This is a genomic window from Streptomyces sp. SCA2-17, assembly GCF_044336695.1.
The window spans coordinates 6968725-6994647 of the sequence record NZ_CP117521.1 but is presented as its reverse complement, the minus strand read 5'-3'; the positions used below and the strand labels follow the sequence as shown (position 1 = coordinate 6994647).

Here is a 25923-nt window from a genome sequence, read left to right as displayed (position 1 = left end):
AATTTTTATGCGTGCTCGGTCATGAAAGGGGCCGCGGGGACCGCAGGATATGGGCCAGCAGGCGTTCCATGGCCTGGCGATCAAGCCTCGAGCTGATGTCCCGCAGTGCAGCCCGTGCCTGTCCGGCGTGTTGGGACACTAAAGTCCGGATGCCAGGTCGGAGGCCGGTGTCGTGCCCAGCCGGGTGGGCTGACCGGTTGCCCTGCGGGCTTCCTCGGTGAGTCGGAAGGCCGGACGGAGAAGGCGGCCGTAGTCCTCCAGGGCGGCTGCTTCGGCTGTTGTGGCACCGGCGAGCAGGGCGCCGCAGGAAATCACCGACCATCAGGGCCGGCATGTTGCCCCAATTCGCCGGTCTGCCACCCTGCCCGGGATCTCCGTCTCGGGTTTCCTCGGCGACGCTGAGCCCGGCCAGGGCGGCCGGGTAACCGAGCTCGACCGAGGCCGCGGCACCGTGTACCTGCAGTCGAGCGCTGACCTTCCCCAGGAGCCGGTGGCCCTGGACGGAGTGCCCCTGCGGTTCACGGTCACCGGCCCCATCCGTCCGCTGCACCCGGGCGAGGGCGTGGGATAGCCGAGGGCGCGCGGACCACTGCCCGCGCGCCCCGGTGCAACCACTGTTGGTGCCGGTCGCAGTGCCGGCCGTGGCCTTGTCGTAGACCGAAGGAGCGACTTTCCGCGTCCCCTCGCTACGCGTCAGGCGTGCGCGGGGACCGTTCTCCGAGGACCGGGGACCGATGTGGAGGGCGTATGGGCAGTCTGCCGCTCGTCCTCGCCGGCCCGGTTCTCCGGCGGGTCGACGCCCGTTACGTCTGTGTGTGGATCGCGCTGAGCCGGCCGGGTGATGTCACGGTCACCGTGTTCCGGGGCAGGGAGGCGTCGACCGGGAACGGCACGTCGGCGGGCACGACCGTGGGCACGCAGCAGCGGCACACCCGGAAGTGCGGAGCGAACCTGCACGTCGCCGTCGTGGACGTCGAAGTCGCCGGGCTGCCACCGCTGACCAGGCACTGTTACGACGTGGTCGTCAGCGCGGGCGGGCAGCCGAAGGGGCTCAAGGCACTTGGTCTGCTCACCGACGGCAGCGGCGTGCCGAAGGCGCTTGCCCTCGGTTACGCCGACGGCATGCTGCCGAGCTTCGTGACACAGGCCGACCGTATCGAGGACGTGCGCATCGCCCACGCGTCGTGCCGCAAGTCCAACGGACCGGGCCCGGACGCCCTGGCGTGGCTGGACGACAGGATCCAGGCGGGCCTGTCCGACCTCGGCAGGGCCCCGCAGCAGCTCTTCCTCACCGGCGACCAGATCTACGCCGACGACGTGGGAAGCGTGCTGCTGCCGATGCTCGCGGAACTCGGCAAGGATCTGGTCGGCACCGAGCAGCTGCCGGTCGGCGGGGCGAACCTGGACGCCACCTACGAGCGGTTCCCGGCCCTGCGACGGCAGGACACGGTCCGCACCCTGGGCCGGCTGAGCACGACCGACGGCCACAACCACCTCCTCACCTACGGCGAGTTCGCGGCCATGTACTGCGCGGCGTTCAGTCCGTCGGCGTGGCGGGCGCTGAAGGCACCGGACGACCTCTTCCAACCGCCTCCCTCCGACGCCGCCCTCACCCACCTGACCGACTGGGAATCGGTCTACGACGGTGACACGAGCCAGTGGAAGAGCCGGCCGGACAAGGCCGGGCGCACCCGGCTGGGCACCGTCACCGATGAGGCCCGCCTGGTGGAGGAGTGGCGCGATGCGGTGCCGAAGGTAGCCCGGGCCCTGGCCAACGTGCCGACGTACATGATCTTCGACGACCACGAGATCACCGACGACTGGAACATCTCCCAGCGCTGGCGCGAACGTGTGATCACGGCGCCTTTCGGGCGGGCCGTCGTGCGGAACGGCCTGCTGGCGTACACGGTGTTCCAGGGCTGGGGCAACGACCCGGCACGGTTCCGGCACGACGGCAGCGTCACCGAGGGCCAGAAGGACCCCGACGAGAAACTCCTGGACGCCCTGGCCGACTTCGCCGACGGAATCGGTGCGCAATCCTCGGCCACCCTGGACAGGATCGACACGCTCCTGGGCATCGACCAGCCGGTGACCGTCCCCGCGATGCGCTTCGACTACGAGGTGACCGGACCGCAGTACACCGTACGCGTGCTCGACACCCGCACCCGGCGGACCTACCGGGCACCGGGAAACACGCCGGCGAGGCTGCTCGGACTCAGCATGGACGACCAGCTGCCGCCGGGGTCCGGCAAGTGGGAGCTGCTGGTGGTGGTATCGGCAGCGCCCGTGCTCTTCCCCCGGCTGTTCGAGTCGGTGGCGCAGCCGGTCTCCGCGCTCGTCTTCGACCTCAAGGCGCACATGTCCGGCCGCGAGGAGAAGACCGAGCCCGGCAAGGTCACGGGGCTGGCCGGCAGTGAAAGCCTGGACATCGAGGGCTGGCGTGCCGACGAGGAGCACCACGAGCAACTGCTGCGGCGGCTCGGCACCTATCGCCGTGTCGTGGTCCTGTCGGGAGACGTGCACTTCGCGAGCACGCTGACCCTGGACTTCTGGGGCACGGACGACACGGCTCCTAGCTCGCGCATCGTCCAGTGCACCTCGTCGGCGGCCCGCAACCAGCCGGGCGAGGACATGCGCGGCCTGCTGCGCACACTTCGCATCGGACAGCAGCTGCTCCGGGGCGTCCCGTGTGAGCGCATCGCCTGGGAGGGTGACCACGGCGTCGTCCTTCCGCCGGGGGCTTCGATCCGGCCCGCCCGGCGGGCGCGGCTGCACCGGAAACCTTCGGTTCTGCCGGCCCGCGGGTGGCCGCCCGGTACCACGGTCGGCAAGCCGCCCGACTGGCGCTGGCGCGTACAAGTGGACCGGGATGAGCGGCCGAAGGCGGCGCTGCCCGCAGGTGCGCCCGAAGTGCCGGTCGTGAACTGGAACACCGGTGACCGGCTGTCGTCGTATGCCGATATCGCGGGCAAACATCAGCAGGTGACCCGCGATCCAAAGGATCCGGTGCGGCTCATGGTCTTCCGCAACAACATCGGGCTGTTGTCCTTCGCCACCGACGGTCCGGACTACCGCGTCGCGCACACACTCCTGTCCAGCGCAGATGACCGGACCGGTGCGGGCTTCACCGAGCACGGCGTCCAGTTCGCCCCGTCGCCGGCTCCCGTCGCTCCCGTGCTGAGGTCCGACTGATGGCCGGGCAGGGCATGCACAACGCGTACCAGAAGATCACTGGCTTCTTCACCGACTTCGCCGCGTGGCTCGGGGAGACCTTCGCGGACCCTGCCCTTGCCCAGGAGGTCCGGGACGACCTCGGGCTGAACACAGGCAATGCTGCCACCCCTCCGGCCGTCGATCCGGCGGTGCGACAGAAGATCGACGACTTCCTCGCCAAGGAGAACGTCGACGCGCGCGCCCTTCTCGCCACCCTGCCTCAGATCAAGACGCTGGTGGACACGATCCACACGTTTGCCGATGCGGTGAAGTCGGACGGCGCTGACGCGTGGGACGTCTTCTGGCTGCTCTTCAAGGTGTGGGTCGCCGACTCACTGCGAGTGCGCAATCCGAGTGCCTACGCGCTGTGCTCGCTCGTGGGTCTGATCGCCGAGGACGACGAGTTGCTTCCGCAGGCCGACCCGGCGCTCGCGGCCCGGTTGCTCAAGGGGGAGGTGACCGGCGCCGACGCGGATGCGCTGATCGACAGGGTCTCGGCCCTGAGCGGCGCCCTGGTGGTGACGCTCGACCGGCTCAGCGCGGCGGTCGGCGGCACGATCGACGCGTTGTACGGCTGGGATCCTGAGCCGGGCTCGGACCCCGACGCGTCGGTCGCGGCCTCCCGCGCGCTGAGTGTGGTGTTCAAGACCGGCGATGCCGTCAACCCCGTGATGACGGTCATCCCGGTCGCCAGGGCCGACGGCGGTCCCGGCCTGCTGATCAGCATGGGCGCGCACCTGCACATCGAGCACGACGCGGGCGGCTCGGCCGTCTACACCACGGATATCGGTGCCCAGGGCGCCTTCTCGTTCTTCTTCCGGTTCTCCGAGGACGATCCCGGATTCCGGACCTTCGGTCCGGGGACGCCGTCCCTCGAGATCGGGGTGAAACCCAAGACCGCCTCGGCCTCGGCCGGTGCGGCGGAGCCGAGGCTCGTCCTCGGCACCAGCGATGCCACGCGCCTGGAGCTGGGAGACTTCTCGTACGGTTTCGAGTTCGGTGCGCAGAGCGCCGGGTTCAAGACTCACCTGCACAGGGGCAAGCTCGTCATCTCGCTCGGCGACGGGGACGGCTTCCTGTCCAGACTGCCCGGTCACAGGGTCGAGGTGCCTTTCGAGCTGGGTCTGCTCGCCGACACCGCACACGGCATCCGCTTCGACGGAGGCAGCGGGCTGAAGGTCGACCTGCCGGTGGCCGCCTCGCTGTTCGGCGTCTTCAGGGTGCAGTTCGTCGCTCTGGAGCTGAAACTCGCCGGCGTGCCCTCCGCCGAGATCCGCGGCGGCTTCTCCCTCAAACTGGGGCCGTTCCAGGCGTCGGTCGACCAGATCGGCACTGCTCTCGACCTCGCGGCCGTGGCCGGGGGTGCCGACGACATCGCTGGGCTGGTGACGTTCCTGCCGCCCAGGGGCATCGGCCTCGCGCTCGACCTGGGGCCGGTCAAGGGCGGCGGCTACCTCGCCATCGACGCGGAGAAGGGCGAGTACGCCGGGGCCCTGGAGCTGAAGGTCTTCGTCCTCAGCATCAAGGCGATCGCACTGATCTCGACCAGACGGCCGGACGGATCGGACGGCTGGTCACTGCTGATCTTCCTGTTCTGCCAGTTCAAGATGCACATCGCGTTCGGCATCTTCCTCACGGGCCTCGGCGGCATGATCGGCCTGCACCACCGCGCCGACCTCGACGCCCTCAGCGCGGGCATGCGGACCGGTGCGCTGGATGACGTCCTGTTCCCCGAGAATCCGGTCGCCGACGCCCAGCGGATCGTCAACCGGTACAAGCAGCTCTTCCCGGTGGAGTCCGACAGTCTGCTGGTCGGTCCGATGCTGGAGATGTCGTTCTCCGAGCCGCCGATCGTCTACGTCCGGATGGGTCTGGTCTTCGAGGTCCGCAACGCTCTGGGGGACGACAGGCCGGCCGAGCTCACCAAGGTGATCCTGCTCGGCCAGCTGCTGGTGCAACTGCCGCCGAAGGATCTCGGCGTGCCGGCCGTGCTCAAGCTGCTCGTCGACGTCGTCGGCTTCTACGACGCTCCCGAGCAGTTCCTTCTGATCCGGGCTCGGCTGCGGGACTCGTTCGTGGGCGTCGAGGGCTTCGTCAAGCTCAACCTCACCGGCGAGCTCCTGCTCGCCGCGCGGTTCGGTGACGACCCGTCGTTCGTCCTCTCGGCCGGCGGCTTTCATCCGGCGTTCAAGGACGTGCCGCGCGGCGTGCCCGCGGACCTCGCACGCATGGCGGTGTCGTTCGGGCTCGGCCCGATCAAGATGCGTGGTGAGAACTACTTCGCGGTGACCAGCAACACCGTGCAGGCCGGCTCCAGGATCGAACTGTCGGCCGACATCGACGTGGCCGCGATCAAAGGCCATCTGTCCTTCGACGCCCTGCTGTACCTGGAGCCGACGTTCCACTTCCTTGTGCAGCTGGAGTTCCAGGTGCAGTTGGAGGCGTTCGGCGAGAGCTTCTGCTCCGTCACCGTCCGGATGTCGCTGAAGGGCCCGGGTGAATGGCAGGCCAAGGGCTCCTTCAGCTTCTCTCTCCTGTGGTGGGACATCAGCATCGGAATCAACGAGACGTGGGGCACGGACCCCGCCGTCGAGACCACCACCACCAGCGCCGCGGCGATCCTCCAGCAGGAGCTGGGTGCCCCCTCTCGGCTGCTTCCCGGTCCCCCCATCGGCGGCAACGGGCTGGTCACTCTCGCCCCGCCGCCCGCAGGAGTGATTCCGGCCCACCCCCTGGGGCAGGTCACCCTCGCCCAGAAAGCGGTACCGCTCGACGTACAGATCGACAGGATCGGCACGAAACCCCTCACCGAGGGCACCGCGAAGTTCACCATCGACACGGTCACCGTCGGTGGCCGGCAGGACACCACCCACGAGACGGTCACCGACCACTTCGCACGCGGTCAGTTCATGGAACTGACCGAGCAGCAGAAGCTCGAAGGCCGCTCCTTCGAAACGTTCACCAGCGGCGTACGGATCGGGTCGGGCGACTACACCGTCAAGGGCGTCGGCACGACCGTACGGGCGGACTACGAGGTGAAGATCATCGAGCCGGAGCCGGTGCTCAATCTGTACTGGAAGGTGATCTCGGTGTCCCGGGACACCCTGAGTGCCGACACGGCGATGGCGCTCGCGGCGTACGGCGCGGCAGCCGGCTCGGCCCGCGCCACCGCCATCGCGCTGCGGTCGGGCATCGGCGCGGCGACCCTGCGCGAGCCGCCCCTGGCCGTCGTCGACCCCGGCTCGCTGCGGGAGACCGTGACGGTGACGAGCGGACCGGCGTCGTCCGAGGCGATCGCCTCCGAGGCGGCGGCACTGAGCGGCGGCCTCGTGGTCGAGGCGTACGAGGCCGTGCGATGAGCGACGCGGTGTACCGCTTCCTGCCCTGGTCGCGCCGCGGCCTGGCCGCGGCCGTCCCCGGGACCGACGACGGGGCGCCGGTCCCCGCCAGGCCCGAGGTGACCATCGATGTCGTCGTGGGCGGCGCGGGAACCGTCTCCACCGGCACGACACTGTACGGCCCCGGTGACGTGATCGGACTCGACCCCACGGTCATCGTACGGACCGTCCCTCGCGCGAACGCCACCAATGTCGAGCCGAACTACCTCGTGGCGGTCGACTTCGACCAGCCGGAACTGCCGTGGGCGTTCACACCGACGGGGGTTCCCGCCTCCGGACGCCTGAGGCCGTGGCTCGTGCTCGTCGTGGTGCGTGACCGCCCGGGAGTCGCGCTCACCGTGCCCGGCGGCGCGGCGCTGCCGCATCTGACGATCGATTCGGGAGCCGCTGAGGAGCTCCCCGACCTCGCGGACTCGTGGGCCTGGGCACACGCCCAACTACTCGACGCCGATGCCGGAACGACACCGCAGGCCGTCGGTGCGGCGCTGGCCGGCCATTCTGACCGCAACGTCTCGCGACTGGTGTGCCCGCGCCGCCTGGAGGCGGACTCCCCGTGGATCGCCTGTCTGGTCCCGGCCTTCGATACCGGGGTCGTCCGCGGTCTGGGAGGCGAACCACGGACGAGCGAGGCGAAACCGTCCTGGACCTCGCCGGACGGCATCACGCTCCCCGTCTACTACCACTGGCGATTCCGGACCGGGCCGCAGGGAGACTTCGAAGCGCTGGCCCGCCGGCTCGCACCGTACGAGGCGGGCGCTCGCATCGGCCGCGTACCCATGCACATCGGCGACGCCTCCCCGTTCGTCCGGCTTCCCGGCGGCGACCCGGCGAGGTTCCTCGACATGGACGGAGCGCTGCGGGCGCCGGGGGTCGCCCGGTCGGCCGCCGGTCCCCCGGTGCCGGAGCCCTCCCTCGGCGAGGTCCCCCACGCGGTGCGCTCCGGCCTTGTCGACGTCACGCGCGTCCTCGCCGATGCCGCCGACGGCGCCCTCGACGGCCGGGCTCCGGAGAGCGGTTCCGCCCTCGGGCCGCCGGTGTACGCGGGTGCGCACATCCGGCGCACGTGGGTCGGCGACACCGACGCCACCTGGTTCCGTGAACTCAACACCGACCCGCGCTGCCGGGTCGCCGCGGGGCTGGGCGCCGAGGTGATGCGCACGTACCAGGACGACGTGGTGGAGGCGTGCTGGCAGCAGGTCGGCGACGTCCTCGCGGTCGAGGCCGCCCTGTCGCGGGCGCGGCTCAGCCTGGAAGCCGGCCTGCGCTTCCGGCTGCGGCACCTCGACCCGCTGCCCGCAGGCAGGTTGTTCCAGCTGACCGCGCCACTGGCCGACCGCACGCTGCTGGACGGCACGACGCTGCCGGCAGCGATCGAACCCACATCGCTGCCGGGCGGCACGACGGATGCGGCGATGCGGCGCTACACCGCCGCGACCGGGCGCGTACTGGCCGGAGTACGGCGCCGCGCCGCCCGGCCCGCGGTCGCGGTGGCCGCGCGCCGGGCCGGTCAGCAGCTGGTGTCGACGCTGGCTCAAGGGCGGGCGGATGTGGACCCGACCCGGTTCCCCGTGCTCGCGATCGACGGGCTGGAGAGCCGGATGCCTCCGGCGGCCGAGGACGGCACCGTGGCCCTGAACGCCCTGGGGATCGGCCTGACCCTGGATCAGGCGACCGCGACGGCCCTCGCTCAGGCCTCGCAGGAACTGCGGGCCTCACCAGTACTGCCCGCACACGAGATGATGCGGCCACGGGCCGACCTGTACAGCACCGGTCTGCTGACGGATGCCCACCTCCGGGCGGCGCGTGAGGCGGCTGCGGAAGTACTCGCGGCCAAGGCGGCCGCGCTCGGCCCCGGCGGGCAGCTCACGGTCACCGACGTGCTCTCCTCGTCGTCGGCACGCGTCGTCGACGCCGTGGCGACGACTGCCGCCGCAGCCCGAGGTGATGTGGGTTTCCTCATCGAGACCGGGTCGTCCTGGGCCGTCCGCTCGCTCGGTCTGAGCGGCGGCAACCGGATCGTCGCCTTGACGCCGGCCGATGCCGGCGCCGTCCCCGTCGCGTACCTCGACATCCGGCTCCACGGCGATGCCGGCGAGGTGGGGGAACTGGTCGGCCGGCTCCCCCACGGCACCCTCAATCCGCCGGCCACGGACCGGGCCGGCCGGCTCGTGGCCCCGACGCCGGTCGAGCTGAGGCCGGGCGCGAGCGTCGGAGACGTACTCGGCGGGCCGGTGGGCGCGGGCGCGACGACACCCGTCACCGTCCCGACAGGCACCGCCGGCACGATGACGATGCCGCCGCTGGTCAAGGACGCCGCGTCCCTCGCACGCTACGAGTCCGCCGTCACCGGGCTCCTCGAACACACCGCGCTGGGCCAGGACCCCGTCGTACCGGTCCTGGTCCCTTTCGCCCTCCCGGCGGCGAGCACGGCGATCCTGGACCGCGTCGCACCCCTCACCGTCCATCCGGCCCGGCTGGACTCCATGATCCGTATGGCCGGCCACGGCCTGACGGCCGTCGCCGCCGACGCCTCCCTCGTCCCGGGCTGGCAGCTGCCGGCGAGCCTCGACCGGGTGATGGCGTACCCGCGCCTGGACCTGCCCGCGTACGCCTACCTCGCCTCCTACGACCGCACCCGCTTCTGTCCCGGGGTCGACGAGGTCCCGCCGGAATCCGTGACCCTGCTGGAGACCAATCCCCGGTTCATCGCCGCGTTCATGGCCGGGCTCAACCACGAGACGAACCAGGAGCTGCTGTGGCACGGCTATCCCACGGACGGTCGCGGCACACCGTGGCAGAAGTTCTGGAAACGCACGGACAGCGGCCCCGACATCTTCGAGATCGCCACCTGGGGCATGCGCGCCGGCCGCGACGACCTGCCGGCGCAGACCTCCGATGCCCACAGCAACCTGGTCCTGCTGCTGCGCGGCGACCTGATCCGCCGCTATCCGAACACCATGGTCGTCGCGGTCCGGGCGGTACGGGGCGCAGGCGGCGAGCAGCCCAGCAGCAACGCCGCCGACCTGCGCGTCCCGATGTTCGCGGGCCGCTTCGACCCGGACGTGTCGTTCTTCGGTTTCCCGCTGGTCAGCGACGATCTGACCGCCGGTGACGGCTGGTTCTTCGGGCTGATGGAGCCGGTGACCGAGCCGCGCTTCGGCTTCGACGAAACCGTGGGGCGCACCACCGCCGGCCCGGCCGACTGGAACGACGTCGCCTGGCCGGACCTCCAGGTCGAGCCGGCGGGGATGCTGCCGGTCAGCCGGCTGGCCGCCCTGGGAATCGGTCCGCGGGTGGATCAGGCCGATGCCGTCGCCGCAGCGCTGTTCCAGCGGCCGTTCAAGCTGCTCGTCCATGCCCGCCATCTCGTGAAGGGACTCTGACGTGCCCGAGGCGGACCCCGCCACCCACCTCCGGAAGATCGGCCGTACGAGGGACGCGCTCGCTGGCATCGACCGCAAACTCGCGCGCTTGCGCATCGACCGGGCCCGGCTGGCCTCCAGGCAGGACACCTTCCTCGGCGCCGGAGACGTCACCCGTGCCGAGGAAGTGGCACGCCGCATCGAGAGCATCGATGCGGACATCCTGGCCAGGTGCGGGGCGCGCGACGGCCTGGTGGAGGACATCGCGGGCCTCTCCGGCGGGCTGCTCGCCCAGTTCACCCCCGAAGCCCTCGTGACCACGCTCGACGGGCGGCTCCCGGTGGCCATGCTCCCGGTGCGGATCGAGACCCGCTTCGACTCCCCGACCAAGCTGCGGGTGCGCGTCTTCCCCGACCAGTTGCACATCGACGCGCACGACCCGGCGCTGACCGCCGACGAGGCCGAAGCGGCCCGCTGGTACTGGAACGAGCGCCGGCGTGCCGGCCTGGAGGACGCCGCGGCGGCGAAGGCCGCCTGGCAGGTCCTCACCTCACGGTTCCGCCCCGGCCGCGCGGCCTACCTCGTCAAAGCGATGACCCCGACGAACGCGCCGCACGACGGTGACCCCGTGTTTCCGGACGTGCCGTCGCGAGCGTCGACGTGGAGCCGGGCACCGGTGGCCACCGCGCTGCCCGACCGGTTCTGCGTCGTAGGCCTCGGCAACGAGGACGGCCAGTGGGTCGAGCGGTTCCGCGCCTGGGGCGACCACGTGCCCGACCGCCTCGCCGTCGGTCTCTCGCCGCAAGAGGCGCAACCCGCAGCTACAGAAGGAGGGCTCCCGGTCGACGAGGGCACCCGCTGGCTGCGGGAGCCTTCACGTGCCAAGGACCTGGGCACGCTGATCGAGATCGAGGACCCCTCCCTGACCCAGGGCGTCGAACGGCTCGTCGTCCTGGGCGTCAACTGGACCCAGCCGCCGGACAAGGCGGCGGATGCGCTGTCCGCACTCCTCGAGGCACAGAAGTACGCCGGCCACCTGGGCTTCGTCGCCCAAGGCACCCCGACCAACAACACCACGCGGAACCGGTCCGGATATACGGGCGACGCCGACGCGGAAGCCGTCGCGCTCGACCCCGCGGCCCCCGCCCCGGCCGGCGACGCATGGAGCGCCGGCCCGCGGCTCGCCCGGGCACTCGGCATCGAACCGGCGGTCCTGACCGGCCTGCCGGGCGCCGACCTGCGCGAGCATGCCTGGGCATCAGCGCTGACCGACGCACTGTGGCGCGGTACCGCCGGCCACTACCTGACCGAGATGCTCGATCCACTCGCCAAGGACCCGCGCATCGACAGCAGCCTGCGGGAGTTCACCAGCAACCACGTGTTCGCCTCGGGACCGCTGCCGACCCTGCGCGCCGGTGCTCAGCCGTACGGTGTGCTGCCCGTGGTGGCGCCGCAGCACTTCGAGCCCGGGGACAGCGACCGGGGCGACGGGCTGGTGCACCGCGTGGCGAGCCTGATGCGCGGCATCGTGGCGCCCGCGGTCGCGGACGTTCCCCACCTGCGGCGTGCCGGTGAGGACCAGGACGTCGACGCGGTACTGCTGGCGCTGCTCCAGCGCACACCGGTTCCCTGGACGTTCCGATTCCGTACCGTCACCGGGCCCGTCCAGCGCAAGAACTTGAGTACGCGCTGGGACCTCATCAATACCTGGCAGCGTTCGTGGACATCCGCCGTGTGGGCCGGGCTCGAGGTGTCCGGGAACGCGAGGCTGACCGAACTGACACTCGGCAGGGACTACCCCCTCCCGGTGCCGCTCGTCCTCAAGCCCGGGGAAGTGCAACCGACCGCCTACCTCACCGAGATCGCCGATCTCACCAAGGACACCGACGGCCGGATGGCGCTGAACCTCCGTGAGGACTCCGTCACCCTGCTGGAAGCCCTCTGCGCCTACGGTGCCGTCCTGGAGCTGGACCGCTGTGCGCTGCAAGCCACTCGCGACCGTCTGGCGATGGCACCCGGAGTGCTGCAGGCGTTGCCGGCCCTGAGCGGACTCGCGGTGCCGGCCCCGGAGACGGTACGGATCGAGCCCGAGCCATCGGTGCCCACTCCGGCGCTGGACTTCCGGACGGGACGGCAGCTCGCCGACACGGTCGTTCCCCAGGTGTCGGACCGGCCCCTGGGCGAGTTCATCACCTCCGCATTCGCCGGCAAAGCGATGGACCTCGCCGGACTGCTGAACACTCCCACCGATCCGTTCTACTGGCTCGGCCGCCATCAAACGGCGCTGAGAACTCTGGCCGAGGCCCCTCCCGAACAGCTCGAATGGGCGTTCCGAGGCCACCTCGACCTCTTCTCGACGCGCCTGGACGCCTGGATCACCGGCCTCGCCACCAGCCGCCTGGCCGAACACCGGGCCGCCGCCCCGTCAGGCATTCACCTGGGCTGCTGGGGGATGGTGGAGGACCTCCGCCACGACACCGCCGCAGAAAGCCTCGGCTTCGTACACACGCCCTCACTCGCGCAGGCCGTCAGCACCGCCCTCCTCCGCAACGGCCGGCTGGCCAACCGGGGCGACGACGGAGCGGTGTTCGACCTTCAGGTGACCTCCGAGCGGGTACGCCGAGGACGGTGGCTCCTGCAAGGGGTGGCACACGGTCAGCGGCTCGCGGCGCTGCTCGGCTACCGGCTCGAGCGCAGACTCCGGGAAGCCGGGCTGACCATGATGCGCTACCAGATGCCGCTGCGGCGCACGGCTCCGCTCCGCGGACCGGACGTCGCCCCCAGCGAGCCGGTCGAAGTCCTCGCAGCGCGGGACGTCGTCGACGGAGTGGCCCTGCTCGACCGCTGGCGCCAAGGCCCTGACGCCGTGCTCGACGACATCGCCCGGCAGGCCGGAGCGGCTTCCTCCGCCTCCCTGCCGGCCGGCGACGCCGCGCGGCTCCGCGAAGTGATCGATGACGTGTACGGCGACTACGACGCCGTCAGTGACCTGCTCGTGGCCGAGAGCGTGCACCAAGCCGCCCTCGGCAACCTCGACCGGTCCGGCGCCGCGCTCTCGGCACACGACCGGCACGACCGCGCGCCCGGCCTCGACTACATCGCGTCCCCGCAGTCCGGTCACACCGTCAGCCACCGCGTCGCCGTCGTCCTGCAGGACACGGAGCTCGGCAAGGGGTGGCCGCGCGATGCGCGGGGCGCCGCAGAGCCGATGCTCGACGCATGGATCGCCCAGGTGCTCGGCGATCCCTCGCAGTGGCTGTTCGACGCGCGGCTCAAAGCCCCCGACGGCGCGGAGACGGCACTTGCCCCGGTGTCGCTCGCCGATCTCGGCCTCGGCCCGCTGTCAGTGGCACTGGCTGCGCAGAAGCCGGGCGAGGGGCGGCCCAGCGAGCTGCAGCAGCGCATCGGCCTCGCCTTCGCCGCCCAGGCCGCCGCCGACCCGTCCGCGGAACTCGAGCTCCTCGCGGAGCCGCCCTCCACGGCGGCGACGGGTGGCCTCGCCCTCCTCACCACCCTGGGAGAATGGGTCGCGAAGGTCGCCGCCGCTCCCCCGCTCACCGCCGGCGATTTCGTCCCCGGCGCCGACGCACGAGGCGGTGCCGCCGCGCCGGGCTCGATCGACACCACTGAGCTGACCGCCCGGGTGGCGGACACACGGGCCCGCCTCGGCGCCGCGGTCAGCGCACTCGCCACCGCGGCCGGCGACAAGCAGCGGCACCGGGCACTGATCGGCGCCGTTCCGTTCGACGGCCCCGATGCGATGCCCCGCGTACCGGCCGGCCATCCGGACGCGACGGCAGAACTCAGCGCCCAGGTGGACGAAGTGACCACCCGGCTCGGCGCGCTCGCGCAGGCAGTGAGCGACGCCATGGACGGGCAGCCGGCCGGTGACGGCAGTGAGGAGCACATCGCCGCCCGGCAGACCGCGCTCCTGCGCTCCATGCTCGGCTCCGCTCAACCGGTACTCCCCCGGTGGACGCTCACCGATCGCTCGCCCGTCGCCGCTTCGCTCACGGCGCGGGCCGACCTGCTCGGGGACGAGCCGACCGCCCCGGCCTCGTGGCTCCAGCGCTCCGCACTCGTCCGCCCCGAGCTCGACGCCTTCGCCGGGCTGCTGCTGCACGCCGAGGCCGCCGGAGCCGACGTTGCCGGCCGGCTCCAGCTCGTACAACTGCCGCACCGGCCGGGCGCCCGCTGGCTCGCCCTGCCCTTCGGCGACTCCGGCGCGCCACCGCACGGCTCGATCGGTGTGGTGGCCCACTCCTGGCAGCCGTTCAACCCCGCACGCCCCTTCGCAGGCCTCGTGGTGGACGGATGGACGGAGACGATCCCGGCCCGCGCCGAGACCACTGCCGTGACCTTCCACTACGACGCACCCGGTGCCCGGGCACCCCAGGCGGTGCTGCTGGCCGTCCACCCCGCCCGTGCCCCGGAGAAGTGGAGTTTCGAGATGCTGCTCGACACGGTGAACGAGGCAGCGGACCTCGCCCGTTTGCGGACCCTGTCATCGAAGGAACTGGCACCCATGGGCTCCTTCCTGCCCGCGCTGTACCTGCCCGACGACTACACGAGGGACGTGCCGTCCGTGTCTCTGGACGGCCTGAAGGAGAAGGCCAAAGCCATGGCCACGGCCGCCGGCTCGGACAGCCCGTACCAGAGCGTGCTCGGCAAGGCGTGAGGAGGAGGACATGACACCGTACGATCTGCTGAAGCTCGGCGCCACCGAGGCCGGCCTCAAGGTCCAGCCGTCCATCGTGTCGTACTCCCGGCTCGAGCCGATCAGTCTCACCAGCGGTGATCTGGACCCTGGCCTTGAGGTTCGCATCGGTGACCCCTTGTGGATGGTCGGCCGGCAGTGGCAGTTCGAGGAGCTGCGCGGCGAGGACGGTGGCTCGCCGGTCCTTGCCGAGATCGCTGCCGAGCGGGCTCCCGTCACCCGGTTCCACCCCGGCTCGCTCACGGGGCCTGCGGACCCGGCCGTGACGTCCGTCGACGTACCGGGGGCGGCAATTCCCGTCGAGGTGGCCGTCGAGGCCGAGGCACCCGTGGTCCAGCCGGAGCGGGTGCGTGCACAGACCGGGATGCACCTGCTCCGCCTCACGCGGGCGGCCGGCCTGCCGGCCGCGGTCCTCGCCGCCGTGCAAGAGGCGTTCCTGGCCGAATGGAAGTTCGCGGGCGACATCGATGCCGGCGCCGACCCGATCGGCGCCGCACGCCGCCGGATCACTGCCGGCCGGGTACCCGACGGCGCCGCGGCCGCGGCCGGCCTGGCTGCTCTGCGCGGCCCCGACGGAAAGCTGAGCGGCCTCCCGCCCTCCCTTCACAAGGCCACCGGCGGCGGGCAGGCCGCCGTCACGCTCCAAGACGTACTCGCCACCTGGCTCACCTGGGCCGAACAGTACGTCGCCGCCCCCATCGGCACCTCATGGGACCCGTATCGGCTTGAGTACTCCTTCGCGCTGCAAGCCAGCCTGCCCGGCCAGGATGTCGTCCTGCGGGCCGATGGTTATCAAGGGGAGGCCCTCGACTGGTACTCCTTCGACGCCTCCGGCTCCCCCGGGCTCGGGTCACCACCGGCCGATACCGGGCTCCCGCCGCTCAAGCAGCAGGTGATGCCGACGCCGGTGCGCTACCCGGGCATGCCGAGCGACCGGCTGTGGGCCTTCGAGGACGCCGAGGTCTACCTCGGCGGGGTGAAAGCCGGATCGACCGACCTGGCCCGGCTCGCCCTCGTCGAGTTCTCCCTCGTCTTCGGCAACGACTGGTTCCTGCTCCCCGTCACCATGAACTACGGCGAACTGGCCAATGTGCAGAGCCTCGACGTCGTCGACACGTTCGGCAAGGAAATCACCATCCGGCCCTCTCGCGACATCAGCCGCCCCGGCTGGAGCGTCTTCCAGAACACACCGATCGACGACACGTCCGCTCTGGCCGACGTGTTCTTCCTGCCGGCCACGGTGCGCCATGCCCTGGAAGGCCCGCCCCTGGAAGAAGTGGCGCTCTTCCGCGACGAGATGGCCAACCTGGTGTGGGGCGTCGAACGCGTGGTGCAGAGCCGGCCGAGCGGAGAGCCCGTTCGGCGCGGACTGGCCGAATCCCGCTCCCTGCGCCAGCAACTCCCCGGCGACCTCGATGACGCCGCCATCGTCTACCGGCTCATGACGCCCGTTCCCGAGCACTGGCTCCCGTTCGTGTCTGTCCCTGCCCGCGACGTCCCGGTGCAGCAGTTCTCCACCGAACTCGAGCGCCGCCCGATGGTCCGTTTCCTCGACGACCACACAGTCGAGGTCGCGCACCCGCGGGGCGTAATCCTCCGGGAGCGCCCGGAGGGCGACGTATCGGCAGACCGGCTGCGCATCGCCGAAGAGGAAGTACCGCGCGAAGGCGTCGTCATCACACGGCGCTACCGGCTGGCCCGCAGCCCCGGCGGCGGCACGGTGCTGTGGATCGCCAGGTCCAAGCAAGTCGGCCAGGGCGAGGGCTCGTCCGGCCTCAAGTACGACACCGCCTTGCCACCGGGCGGGCTGTGATCGCGGCGCAACGGCGCAACGCTTTCGGGGAGGTCTTCTCGCCCGCCAACCGTTGGCGGGCGAGAAGACGGACACCGCCGGCCCGACGGGCTTGGGGCGATGTCCGCGCGGCTGCCGGGTCCGGTCTCGCCGCGGAACCGCAGGCGGCGGGCTGACGGACGAGCGGCGGCGGTTTCGCGAGGGGGTCCGGACGACGGCGGCCGATGCCGGGAAGCGCAGCTAATACGCCTCAGCCGTGCCTGGCGGGACGGGGTCCAGCCAGGCCCCACCGTCGTCAAGGGCGGGCCGACTCATCCGCCAGGTCCCGTACATCTACAGCAGGCTCGGGAGCCCCGTCCGCCTCCTCGGCACCCACTTCCACGGACCGCCCCGCCTCGCACTCCGCGAATCCACACGCACCCCTCCTACCCCGTCATTGTGACCTCGGCCGATATAGGCCAGGCAGGTTCGAGAAGTCTCAGGTCAGCCGTCAGCCGCAACGTCCCCCTGGCCAGTTTGTCGACGGTTAGTTGGCCATTCGAGGCCTTGAGTAGTGGGCTGACTTGGTTCGCCCACTCGCTGCGAGCCCTCCGCTGAGCCGGACCCGTCGAGGGGCCGGCAGCGGGCGAGCGTGCCGGCGGCCGGATCCTCTTCGCCGCCTTGCGGCAAACGGACGTGCTCGACGGGGGCCCTGACAGCGGTTCAACCCGCGGGAGAGGCGGGCGCGGTTGCCGGAGGCGTCCGCTGCCGGGAGGTGTCGGGGGTCAGGCGCTGGTGGACCAGGTGGGCGATGTGCGACAGGGTGCCTCCACTGCCTTGGAGTTCGGCGGGGGAAAGGCGGATGTCGAATTGCTCACGGGTGCGTACGAGGAATTCGGCGGCCATGAGGGAGTCGATCCCGAATTCGGTCAGCTGCCGGTCCGCGGCCAGTTCGGCCGGGTCGGTGTGCAGGATGGCGGCGAGCAGACGGGCGAGGGCGTCGGTGATGGTGGGCACGGCGTCCTGCGGTGTCATACCGGCCAGGGAGTGGAGGAGTTCCTCGCGGGTGTCGTGTGCGAGGACGGCGTGGGCGGGGACGAGAAGGGAGAAGCGGGGTGCTCCGAGAGCGGGAAGCATCCGGCGCGCACGGAGCCACTCGATGGCGCTGATCCCGGCCACGGGGGTACCCGTCGCGAGGACGCCTGCAGCCGCGGTGAGCGCGCTCGCGGGTGCGACCGGTTCGTAACCGAGGGCGGCCAGGGTTTCGTGCATGCCGTGACGGGCCACGTAGCCCGTTTCGGCGATCGCTCCCCAGCCGATGGCCGTGGCGGGCCGTCCGGTGTGGCGGCGGGCGCGGGCGAGGGCTTCCAGGTAGCAGTTCCCCGCGGCGTAGGGGGCCTGGTGGATGGTCCCCAGGCGTGCGGCCATCGACGAGTAGAGCAGGAAGACGTCGAGCTCGTGGCCGGCGGTGAGGCGGTGCAGGAGGGCGGCGCCGGCTGCCTTGACCGCCAGGACGGCGGCGAAGCGCTCGTCGGTGAGCTCGGTGAGCGGGGCGTCGTCGAGCCGCATGGCGCAGTGGACCACACCTCGGAGGGGGTGGCCCGTGGCGTCGATGGCGTCGATCACCTTGCGCATGGCGGCCACGTCGGTGACGTCTGCGGCGTATGGAGTGGCGGTGGCGCCGCGGCGCGTGAGCCGGTCGAGGACGTCGGCCGCTTCCGGGGCGGCGCGGCCGCGGCGGCTGACGAGGGCGAGATGGCGGGCGCCGAGGTCGGCCAGCCATTCGGCTGCGGCGCCGCCGAAGCCGCCCAGTCCTCCGGTGACGAGGTAGGTGCCATGAGGGTCCGCCGCCGGAGGGGCCGGTGTGGTCCGGACGGGGACGGGTTCGTCCAGGGGGTCGAAGCGGATGACGACTTTTCCGGTGTGGCGGGAGTGCTGGAGGAGCCGGAAGGCCTCGTGCACGCGGGCGGCGGGGTAGGCCACGTGGGGCAGCGGGCGGTAGTCACCGGCTCGGATCCTCTCGGTGACCTCGCTGTAGAGCCCGTCCCATGAGCTGGATTCTGACTCCAGGCCGTGCAAGTCGAGCCCGAAATAGGAGAGGTTGCGCAGGAACGGGCGCTGTGGAAGGTGTTTGTCCTCGAGCATGTCGCGTTTGCCGAGTTCGATGAAGCGTCCGCCCGGACGCAGGAGTTCCAGGCTGCGGGCGATGGCCTCTCCGCTGAGCGAGTTGACCACGACGTCGACCCCACGCCCGTCGGTCAGTTCCATGACTCGGGGGGCGAAGTCCAGGGTGCGGGAGTCCAGGACGTGTTCGGCGCCGAGTGCGGCCACCAGGTCGCGTTTGGCCTCGCTGCCCGCCGTGGCGATCACCTTCGCGCCGATGAGGCGGGCGTACTGCAGGACGGCCATGCCGATGCCGCCGGCGCCACCGTGGACCAGCACGGTTTCCCCCGGGGCGAGCCGCGCCAGGTGGGCGAGGCCGTAGTGGACGGTACCGAAGACGACGGGCAGGGTCGCCGCCTCGGTGAAGCCCATGCCGTCCGGGATGGGGAAGGCAGCCGTGGCCTCGACGACCACATGGGAGGCCAGTGCCGACGCGGCCAGGGCGTAGACCCGGTCACCGGGCGTCCACGCGGTGGTTCCGGGTCCCGTCATGGTGACGACGCCCGCGCATTCCATGCCCGCCCCGGATTCGGTGAGTGTGCCTTCGACGGCTTCGGTGGGCAGCAGTCCGTTGGCCTGCAGGGTGTCGCGGTAGTTCAGGCCCGTGGCCCGGACCTCGATGGTGATCTGACCTGGGCCGGGACGGGGCACCGGGCGTCGGGTCCAGGCGAGCCGGTAGGAAAGCCCGGGATCGTGCACCGTCAAGGCGAAGCTGTCGCCCTGGCCGGTGGCGGGTGGGTCGCCGGCCGGCTGCTCGGTCTCACGTGGGACGAAGCGGCCGCCCCGGGTCAGCACGATCTCGTCCTCGTCGGAGGGGTCGAGCAGCTCGGCTGCGAGACGGCGGGCGTCGGCGGAGGAGTTGCCGCTGCGGTCGAGGCTGACCCTGCGGACCGTCAGTTCGGGATGCTCGTTGGCGAGGGCGCGGGCGGCACCCCAGATGGGAGCATCGCCGGAGTGGGCAGGGCGTTCGGGGGCGGGCAGCAGTCCGGTGGGGCGCGTGATCAGCCACGTCCTGGTCCGTACCCCGTCATCCGGCAGCTGCCCTCCTGCGACGGCCACGGCGCGCAGCGCGGCGGTTCGGCGGGTGGTGCGTGCCACGATGTGCCCGGCGTCCTCCCCGGGCTCGGCGAGCAGCAGGACCGTGACCGCCTCCCGGGTGCCAGGGGCGAGAGGGCCGGGCAGGTCGTCGAGTGCGGTGACGGTGGCGTCGCCCAGCAGCGCTGCCAGTTCCCGGGCCAGCGGCTCCTCGGCCGCGCTTTCCACCGCGATCGTCCACGCGGTACCGGTGTCCGCGGTCCCGAGGGAGGCTGCCGGGAGGGCACGGTCGTCTGCTGCCGCGACGAAGACGGAGAATTCGTTCCGGCAGGGACCGGCGTGCCCGGCCCGCACGACGTCGGTGAACCCGCACCGCTCCAGCAGAGTGGCCCAGTGCTCGCGGTCCAGGAGGATGCTGTCCGGTCGCAGCCGGCGGTCACCGCGGTGCCAGAAGCTGTCGAGGGTGCCGAAGGCGGTGGCGAGCAGGACGGAATCGTGCGCCTCCGCCGCGAGGAGCCGCCCGCCCGGGGCGAGGAGCCGGCTGACGCGACGGAGGGCCGCGGCCAGGTCGGTGGCGGTGTGCAGGGCGTTGGAAGCCACGATGACGTCGACCTCACCCGCGGGCAGATCCTTCCCGGCGGGATCGGAGTTGAGGTCGAAGACGCGGTAGTCGAGGAAGTCGTAGGCGGAGAAACGGTGTTCGGCCGGGGTGAGGAAGGAGGCCGAGACGTCGGTGAAGGTGTAGCGCGTGCGGTCGGCGGGAAGCACGGGGAGCACGGCGGCGGTGAGCCCGCCGGTACCCGCGCCGATTTCCAGGACCCGCAGCGGCCGGTCGCAGGGCCAGTGCCGGACGATTTCTTCCAGCACGGTGCGGACCACGATGTTGGTGAAGCGGGTGCGCAGACCGATGTCGTAGAACTGCTGGAAACGGACCCCGTCGGAGAGCAGGAGCTGAACGGGGTCGCCGACGCCGCGCAGAAGGCCGGGGAGGTGGCGCAGGTGCACGGCGGCGACACTGTTGTCGGGACTCGCGGCCGGGCAGGCGGTCAGCAGGGAGCGTAGTGATTCACCGAGCGGGGGTGGCGGGGCCGTCAGCTGCCATCGGCCGTCGGAGCGGCAGTGGGCGAGGCCCTCTTGCTCGAGATCGGGGAGGATGACCCGGATCAGCCGACGGTGCTGGGACAGCATGCCGGCGGCCACCAGGTCCTGGGGGGTGAACGGCTCTGCCGCGTCCTCCAGGAACCCCGCGAGCACAGCGGACCAGCAGCGAGCCGTAGCCTGTCGGTCCCGCCGCACGGCTCGCTCGTACCCTGAGCTTCGCCAGGCGGCCTCCAGTTCCCCGATGCGGGGGGTTGCCGCGGTGACGAGTTCGGTGGGCGTGGGCAGCACGTGGCCTTCGGTGGTGCCGGGCCGGGGAGCGGCCCGCAGGACCGTGCGCTGCACGCTCAGCGGGATGCGGCCGGTGGGCATCCGGCGCAGACGGAAGCGCTCGATCTCGACGGCGACGGTGCCGTCCTCATCCGTGATCGTGATGTCCCAGTAGGCCTCGGGGTCGATCGAGGTCCGCTCGCGCACATGGACGAAGCCGGACGGGGAGAGGGCGCGCCACACGCGGGCGCTCGTCAGGCCGCAGGGCAGGTAGGGGTCGCCGTCGGTGCCACGGTCGCGCAGCAGGGGCGCTCCCGTCTGGAAGGCCGCGTCCAGCACGGCGGGGAGGACGTCGTGGGTCCGCTCCGGGGCGCTGTCCGGCTCCGGAGGCGGTGCGTCGTGCCGGTAGGAGGCCAGTACCTCCCCGTCGCCCACCCGGAATTCCCGGAGCAGCCGAAAGGCCGGGCCGTAGGCGAGGCCGGTTTCCCCGCACCGTTCGTAGTGCGTCTCGCCGTCGAGGACGTGCGGGCAGCGGGTCCGTACCGCTCCGGGGTCGGTGGCGGGCGGGGGGCTGCCGAGCAGGGCGCGTGCCTGCGCCCGCACCAGCGGCCGGCACGGCCGTCCACGGCCCTCGCTGGCGCTGATGGTGACGCTGCCGGTGTCGGGCAGGAACGTGGTCTGCAGTCGCCGGCCGCCGGGGTCGGGCCAGGGCACGGTCAGTGGGCGGGCGATCTCCAGGTGCCGTACCTCCACCACCGTCGTGTCCAGGGCCCGGCGCCCCGCGGCCAAGGCCATCTCCAGGTAGCCCGCCGCGGGCATCACGACGGCCCCGCCGACGCGGTGATCGCCGAGCCAGGGCACGAGCTGCGGTTCGACCGTCGCCTCCCACAAGGGGTGGGGGCCGGGCAGGCGTTCGCCGAGCAGCGGATGCTCGAAGCGGCCCGTGCCACTGCTGCGTTCCCAGTCCGACGGACCGCCGTTCCAGTGACGCCGCCGCTGCCAGGGGTAGGCCGGCAGCACGGCGACGCGGGCGGGGCGGGGGAAGTAAACGGGCCAGTCGACGGGCGCCCCGGCCGCGATCAGGGCGGCCACGGCGGCGGCCACGGCCTGCTGCCCCGGGGTGTCGCGGCGCAGGGTGGGCACGCGGACGGCGTCCGTGCGGCGGAGGTACGGGCCGAGGACGGGATGCGCACCGATCTCCACGACGATGCCGGCCCCGTGGCCGAGGACCTGGGCAGCGGCTTCGGCGAAGCGGACCGGCTCGCGTACGTTGCGCCACCAGTAGTCGGCGGTCAGCTCCTCCCCGGACAGGAGCGTTCCGGTGACGGCGGAGAAAAAGGGGGTGTGCGCCGGGGACGGGGTGAGGCCGGCCAGCGCCGAGCGCAAGGGCGCGGCGAGGGGGTCCATGGCGCGGCTGTGGAAAGCGTAGTCGAGGCCGAGGTCGCGGAAGAAGATGCCCCGGGAGGCGAGTTCGGCGCCGAGTGCGGCCAGGGCCTCCGTCTCCCCGGTGACGGTGACGTCCTGATCACTGTTGACACCGGCCAGCTCCAGCGCGCGCCCGTAGCGGTCCAGTTCCGCGCGGGCCTCCCGCTCGGGCAGCCCGACGGCTGCCATCCGGCCGCTGCCGGCCGTGGCGGACTGCGCGCGGCCCCGCGCGGCGACGACCAGGGCGGCCTGCTCCAGGCTGAGCGCGCCGGCCGCGTGGGCGGCGGCCACCTCGCCGACGCTGTGCCCGAACACCGCCGCCGGGCGCAGGCCCTGCGCGGCGAGCAGGGCCGTCAGCCCCGACTGGACGGTGAACAGGAGCGGCTGGGCCACCTCTGTACGGCTCCACCGGGAAGCGTCAGGATGGGCGAGCTCCCGCGCCACCGACCAGCCCAGCAGGGGTGCGAGGGCGGCGTCGGCCTCTTCGACGGCCGTGCGGAAGACCGGTTCGGCGGCCGACAGGCCGGCGGCCATACCGGCCCACTGGGAGCCGTTGCCGGCGAAGGCGTACGCCACGCCGGGCCGGCCCGCTTCCCTGCCGACGGCTCCGGCGGCCGGTTCGCCGGCGAGGAGCCGGTCGAGTTCTCCTGCCGCCTGCCGGGCGTTATCCGCGAGCACCACGGCCCGGTGCGGGTGAGCGGTCCGGCGGCGGGTGGTGGTGTGGGCGAGGTCGTAGAACTCCCCGGGGCCGGCTTCCTTCAGCCGTACCGACATCCGGGCCGCCAGTTCCTCCAGGGCCTTCGGTGAACGGGCGGAGAGTGCGACCGGGAGCCGGCCTCCTCGCTCCGGGGCCGGGGCGGCCGGTGGCGGGACGGGGGGCGGGACGAGTACCGCGTGGGCGTTGGCGCCGCCGAAGCCGAAGGAGTTCACGCCGACGGCGGCCCGGCCGTGCACCGGGAGCGTGACGGGCTCGACCGTCGGAGCCAGCCCCAGTCCCGCAAAGTCGATCTCAGGATGGAGAGGGTGGGCGTGCAGCGTTGCCGGGGCCACGCCGTGCCGCAGGACGAGCAGGGCCTTGAACAGGCCCGCCATCCCGGAGGCGGGTTCCATGTGCCCGAGGTTCGACTTCACCGAGCCGATCGGCAGCGGCCCGTTCCCGCGGCGCTGTGCCAGGGCCCGCCCGACGGCCCCGGCCTCGGCCGGGTCGCCGACGGGGGTGCCGGTGCCGTGGGCCTCGAAGTAGACCAGGTCCTGCGGAGCCACTCCGGCCCGCTCGTAGACGTCGCGCAGCAGCGCTTCCTGAGCCTGGGAGCTGGGCAGCGCGAGACCCTGGGTACGGCCGTCGCAGTTGCTTCCGGTACCGGCGATCACCGCGTGGATCCGGTCGCCGTCGGCCACCGCGTCGGCCAGCCGCTTGAGGATCACCGCACCCCCGCCCTCGGCACGGACGAAACCGTCCGCCTCGGCGGAGAACGCCGCACACCGGCCGCGCCGCGACAGCATCGACGCCGCCGAGAAGCCGACGAAGCCGTCCGGGCCGCTCAAGATGTTGACGCCGCCGGCGACGGCGATGCGGCTCGTGCCGTCCGACAGGGTCCGGCAGGCACGGTCCAGGGCCGTCAGAGCGGACGAACAGGCCGTGTCGACCGCCATGCTCGGGCCCCGCAGATCCAGGAAGTGCGACAGGCGGTTGGCGATGACCGCCAGGCTGCCCCCGCTCGCCTGGTAGGCGGTCGCCGCATCCCCGTTCTGGGTCTGGAGCCGGGCGTAGGACATGTCGGAGACACCGACGAAGACCGCTGCGGACGACCCGGCCAGCGACTCCGCCGGGATGCCGGCATCGTCCAGTGCCTCGACCGCCACCTCGAGGAACAGGCGCTGCTGGGGATCCATGGACGCGGCCTCGACGGGGGCGATACCGAAGTAACCCGCGTCGAAACCGGCGACGTCGGGGAGGAAACCGCCCGCCGCCGTGCAGCTCCGGCCCGGCCGCTGAGAACCCGGGTCCACGACAAGAAGCCGGTTGAAGCGCTCCTCCGGCATCTCGCCCACCAGATCCCGCCCCCCGGACAGGGCCTCCCACAGGCCGTCCAAGTCCGTCAGCCCTCCCGGCAGACGGCAACCGACGCCCACGATGGCGATCCTCGCGGCACCTTCTCCCATCCCCGCGCCCCCTCCCCGGCCGGACCTCCTCCCATCCTTCCCCTGAGAAGGAAAATCATTAATTCGTACGTTCGTCTCCTGTTTCCATCTTTCAAGTGGCAAAACGGCATGGATCTCCCCAATTCACCTTCTGGTGCTTACGGTTTCCAGGTGCGTCCTGCCCTGCGTGCCCGTTTGCTGGCTACCGCCGTCCATCTGCCGCCTACCTACCGCACCATGGAGCAGGCCCGGGCTCGCATAGCCGGATCGGGCGGCGACTTCGTCCCTCCTCCGGGCCTGCTCCAGGACCTCACCGGCGTGCGTGGCGTCCACGAGAAGGCTGTGGACGAGCAGGCCTCCGACCTCGCCGTAGCGGCGGCCGTCAAGGTTCTCGAGGCCGCGGAAACCGCGATCAGCGAGGTGGACCTGCTGCTGTTCGCCGCCTGCAGCCAGGACCTCATCGAACCCGCCACCGCGCACATCGTCGCCGCGAAACTGGGCGCCGGCTGCCCCGCGTTCGATATGAAGAACGCCTGCAACAGCGTGCTCAACGGGATCGAGGTCGCCTCCGCCCTCATCGAGGCGGGGCGCTACGAGACGGTGCTCCTCACGTGCGGCGAAGCACCCACGCTCTCCGCGCGCTGGGACGTGCCCAGCCACGAAGCATTCCTGCGGGCCATGCCCGGCTACACCCTCTCCGACGCGGGCGCCGCCCTCCTGCTCACGTCAGCCGCCGCCACTGACAAGGGGCCGGGCGTACTGACCATGGCCTTCTACGCCGACTCCAGCGCCTGGCAGTCCTGCACCCTGGAAGCGGGCGGCACCATGCACCCCCGCATGACCGACTTGGAACCCGCCTACCTCCGCCTCAACGGCGACCTGCTGCGCGACGTCGCCCTCGACACCCTGCCCCGGATCCTGGCCCAAAGGCCCGGAGAGGCGGAGGCGGTCCGTAACAGTGACTTCATCGCCTTCCACCAGACCACCCTCCCCCAGTTCCACGGGACCATCGCAAGCCTTCACCTGCCCGCACACCGCTGCCTGCCCACCGTCGCCGAACACGGCAACGTCGCGTCCGCCTCCTTGCCGCTGCAACTGGTCACCGCCATGGAGGCCGACCGCATCGACCGAGGCGACACCGTCAGCCTGATCGGCATGGCCAGCGGTTTCAGCGCGGGGCTGGCGCTGATCCGTCTGTGAGCAGGGCTCCCGGAGCCGCCGGGACTCCTCAGTCCCAGTGGTAGGTGAGAAACTCGCGGCCGATCCTGCGGCCGAGCAGTTCCGCCTGCACCATCTTTTGAGGCGGACAGCAAGGCGACGCCGCCCCGT

The 25923-nt window shown here is 71.7% G+C and carries 7 protein-coding genes; 6 read left to right on the top strand and 1 reads right to left on the bottom strand.

Annotated elements, in window-relative coordinates:
- The first annotated feature begins 747 nt into the window (after positions 1 to 747).
- From PS271_RS30850 to PS271_RS30830, 5 genes are read left to right on the top strand one after another with little or no spacing between them, the layout of a single operon-like run.
- A complete protein-coding gene (locus tag PS271_RS30850) occupies positions 748 to 3192 on the top strand; it encodes a metallophosphoesterase family protein (protein ID WP_398386466.1) in 2445 nt (814 codons plus the stop codon).
- A complete protein-coding gene (locus PS271_RS30845) occupies positions 3192 to 6572 on the top strand; it encodes a DUF6603 domain-containing protein (protein WP_398386465.1) in 3381 nt (1126 codons plus the stop codon). The genes PS271_RS30850 and PS271_RS30845 overlap by 1 nt, the downstream gene beginning before the upstream one ends.
- The gene (locus tag PS271_RS30840) at positions 6569 to 9994 is read left to right on the top strand and encodes a hypothetical protein (RefSeq protein ID WP_398386464.1); all 3426 of its coding nucleotides are present in this window, start codon (positions 6569 to 6571) and stop codon (positions 9992 to 9994) included. The genes PS271_RS30845 and PS271_RS30840 overlap by 4 nt, the downstream gene beginning before the upstream one ends.
- 1 nt (position 9995) lies before the next feature.
- On the top strand, positions 9996 to 14651 hold the full coding sequence (locus tag PS271_RS30835) for a hypothetical protein (protein ID WP_398386462.1): 4656 nt from the start codon (positions 9996 to 9998) through the stop codon (positions 14649 to 14651).
- A gap of 10 nt (positions 14652 to 14661) precedes the next feature.
- Positions 14662 to 16503 carry a hypothetical protein gene (locus tag PS271_RS30830; RefSeq protein ID WP_398386460.1) on the top strand — a complete coding sequence of 614 codons (1842 nt, stop codon included), beginning with the start codon at positions 14662 to 14664 and terminating at the stop codon, positions 16501 to 16503.
- Between the two features lie 681 nt (positions 16504 to 17184).
- Here PS271_RS30830 and PS271_RS30825 read toward each other — a convergent pair.
- On the bottom strand, positions 17185 to 24615 hold the full coding sequence (locus tag PS271_RS30825; RefSeq protein WP_398386458.1) for an SDR family NAD(P)-dependent oxidoreductase: 7431 nt from the start codon (positions 24613 to 24615) through the stop codon (positions 17185 to 17187).
- A 216-nt stretch (positions 24616 to 24831) separates the two neighbouring features.
- On the opposite strand from PS271_RS30825, the gene PS271_RS30820 reads away from it, so the two are divergent.
- The gene (locus tag PS271_RS30820; RefSeq protein ID WP_398386456.1) at positions 24832 to 25794 is read left to right on the top strand and encodes a 3-oxoacyl-ACP synthase III family protein; all 963 of its coding nucleotides are present in this window, start codon (positions 24832 to 24834) and stop codon (positions 25792 to 25794) included.
- Positions 25795 to 25923 lie beyond the last annotated feature (129 nt).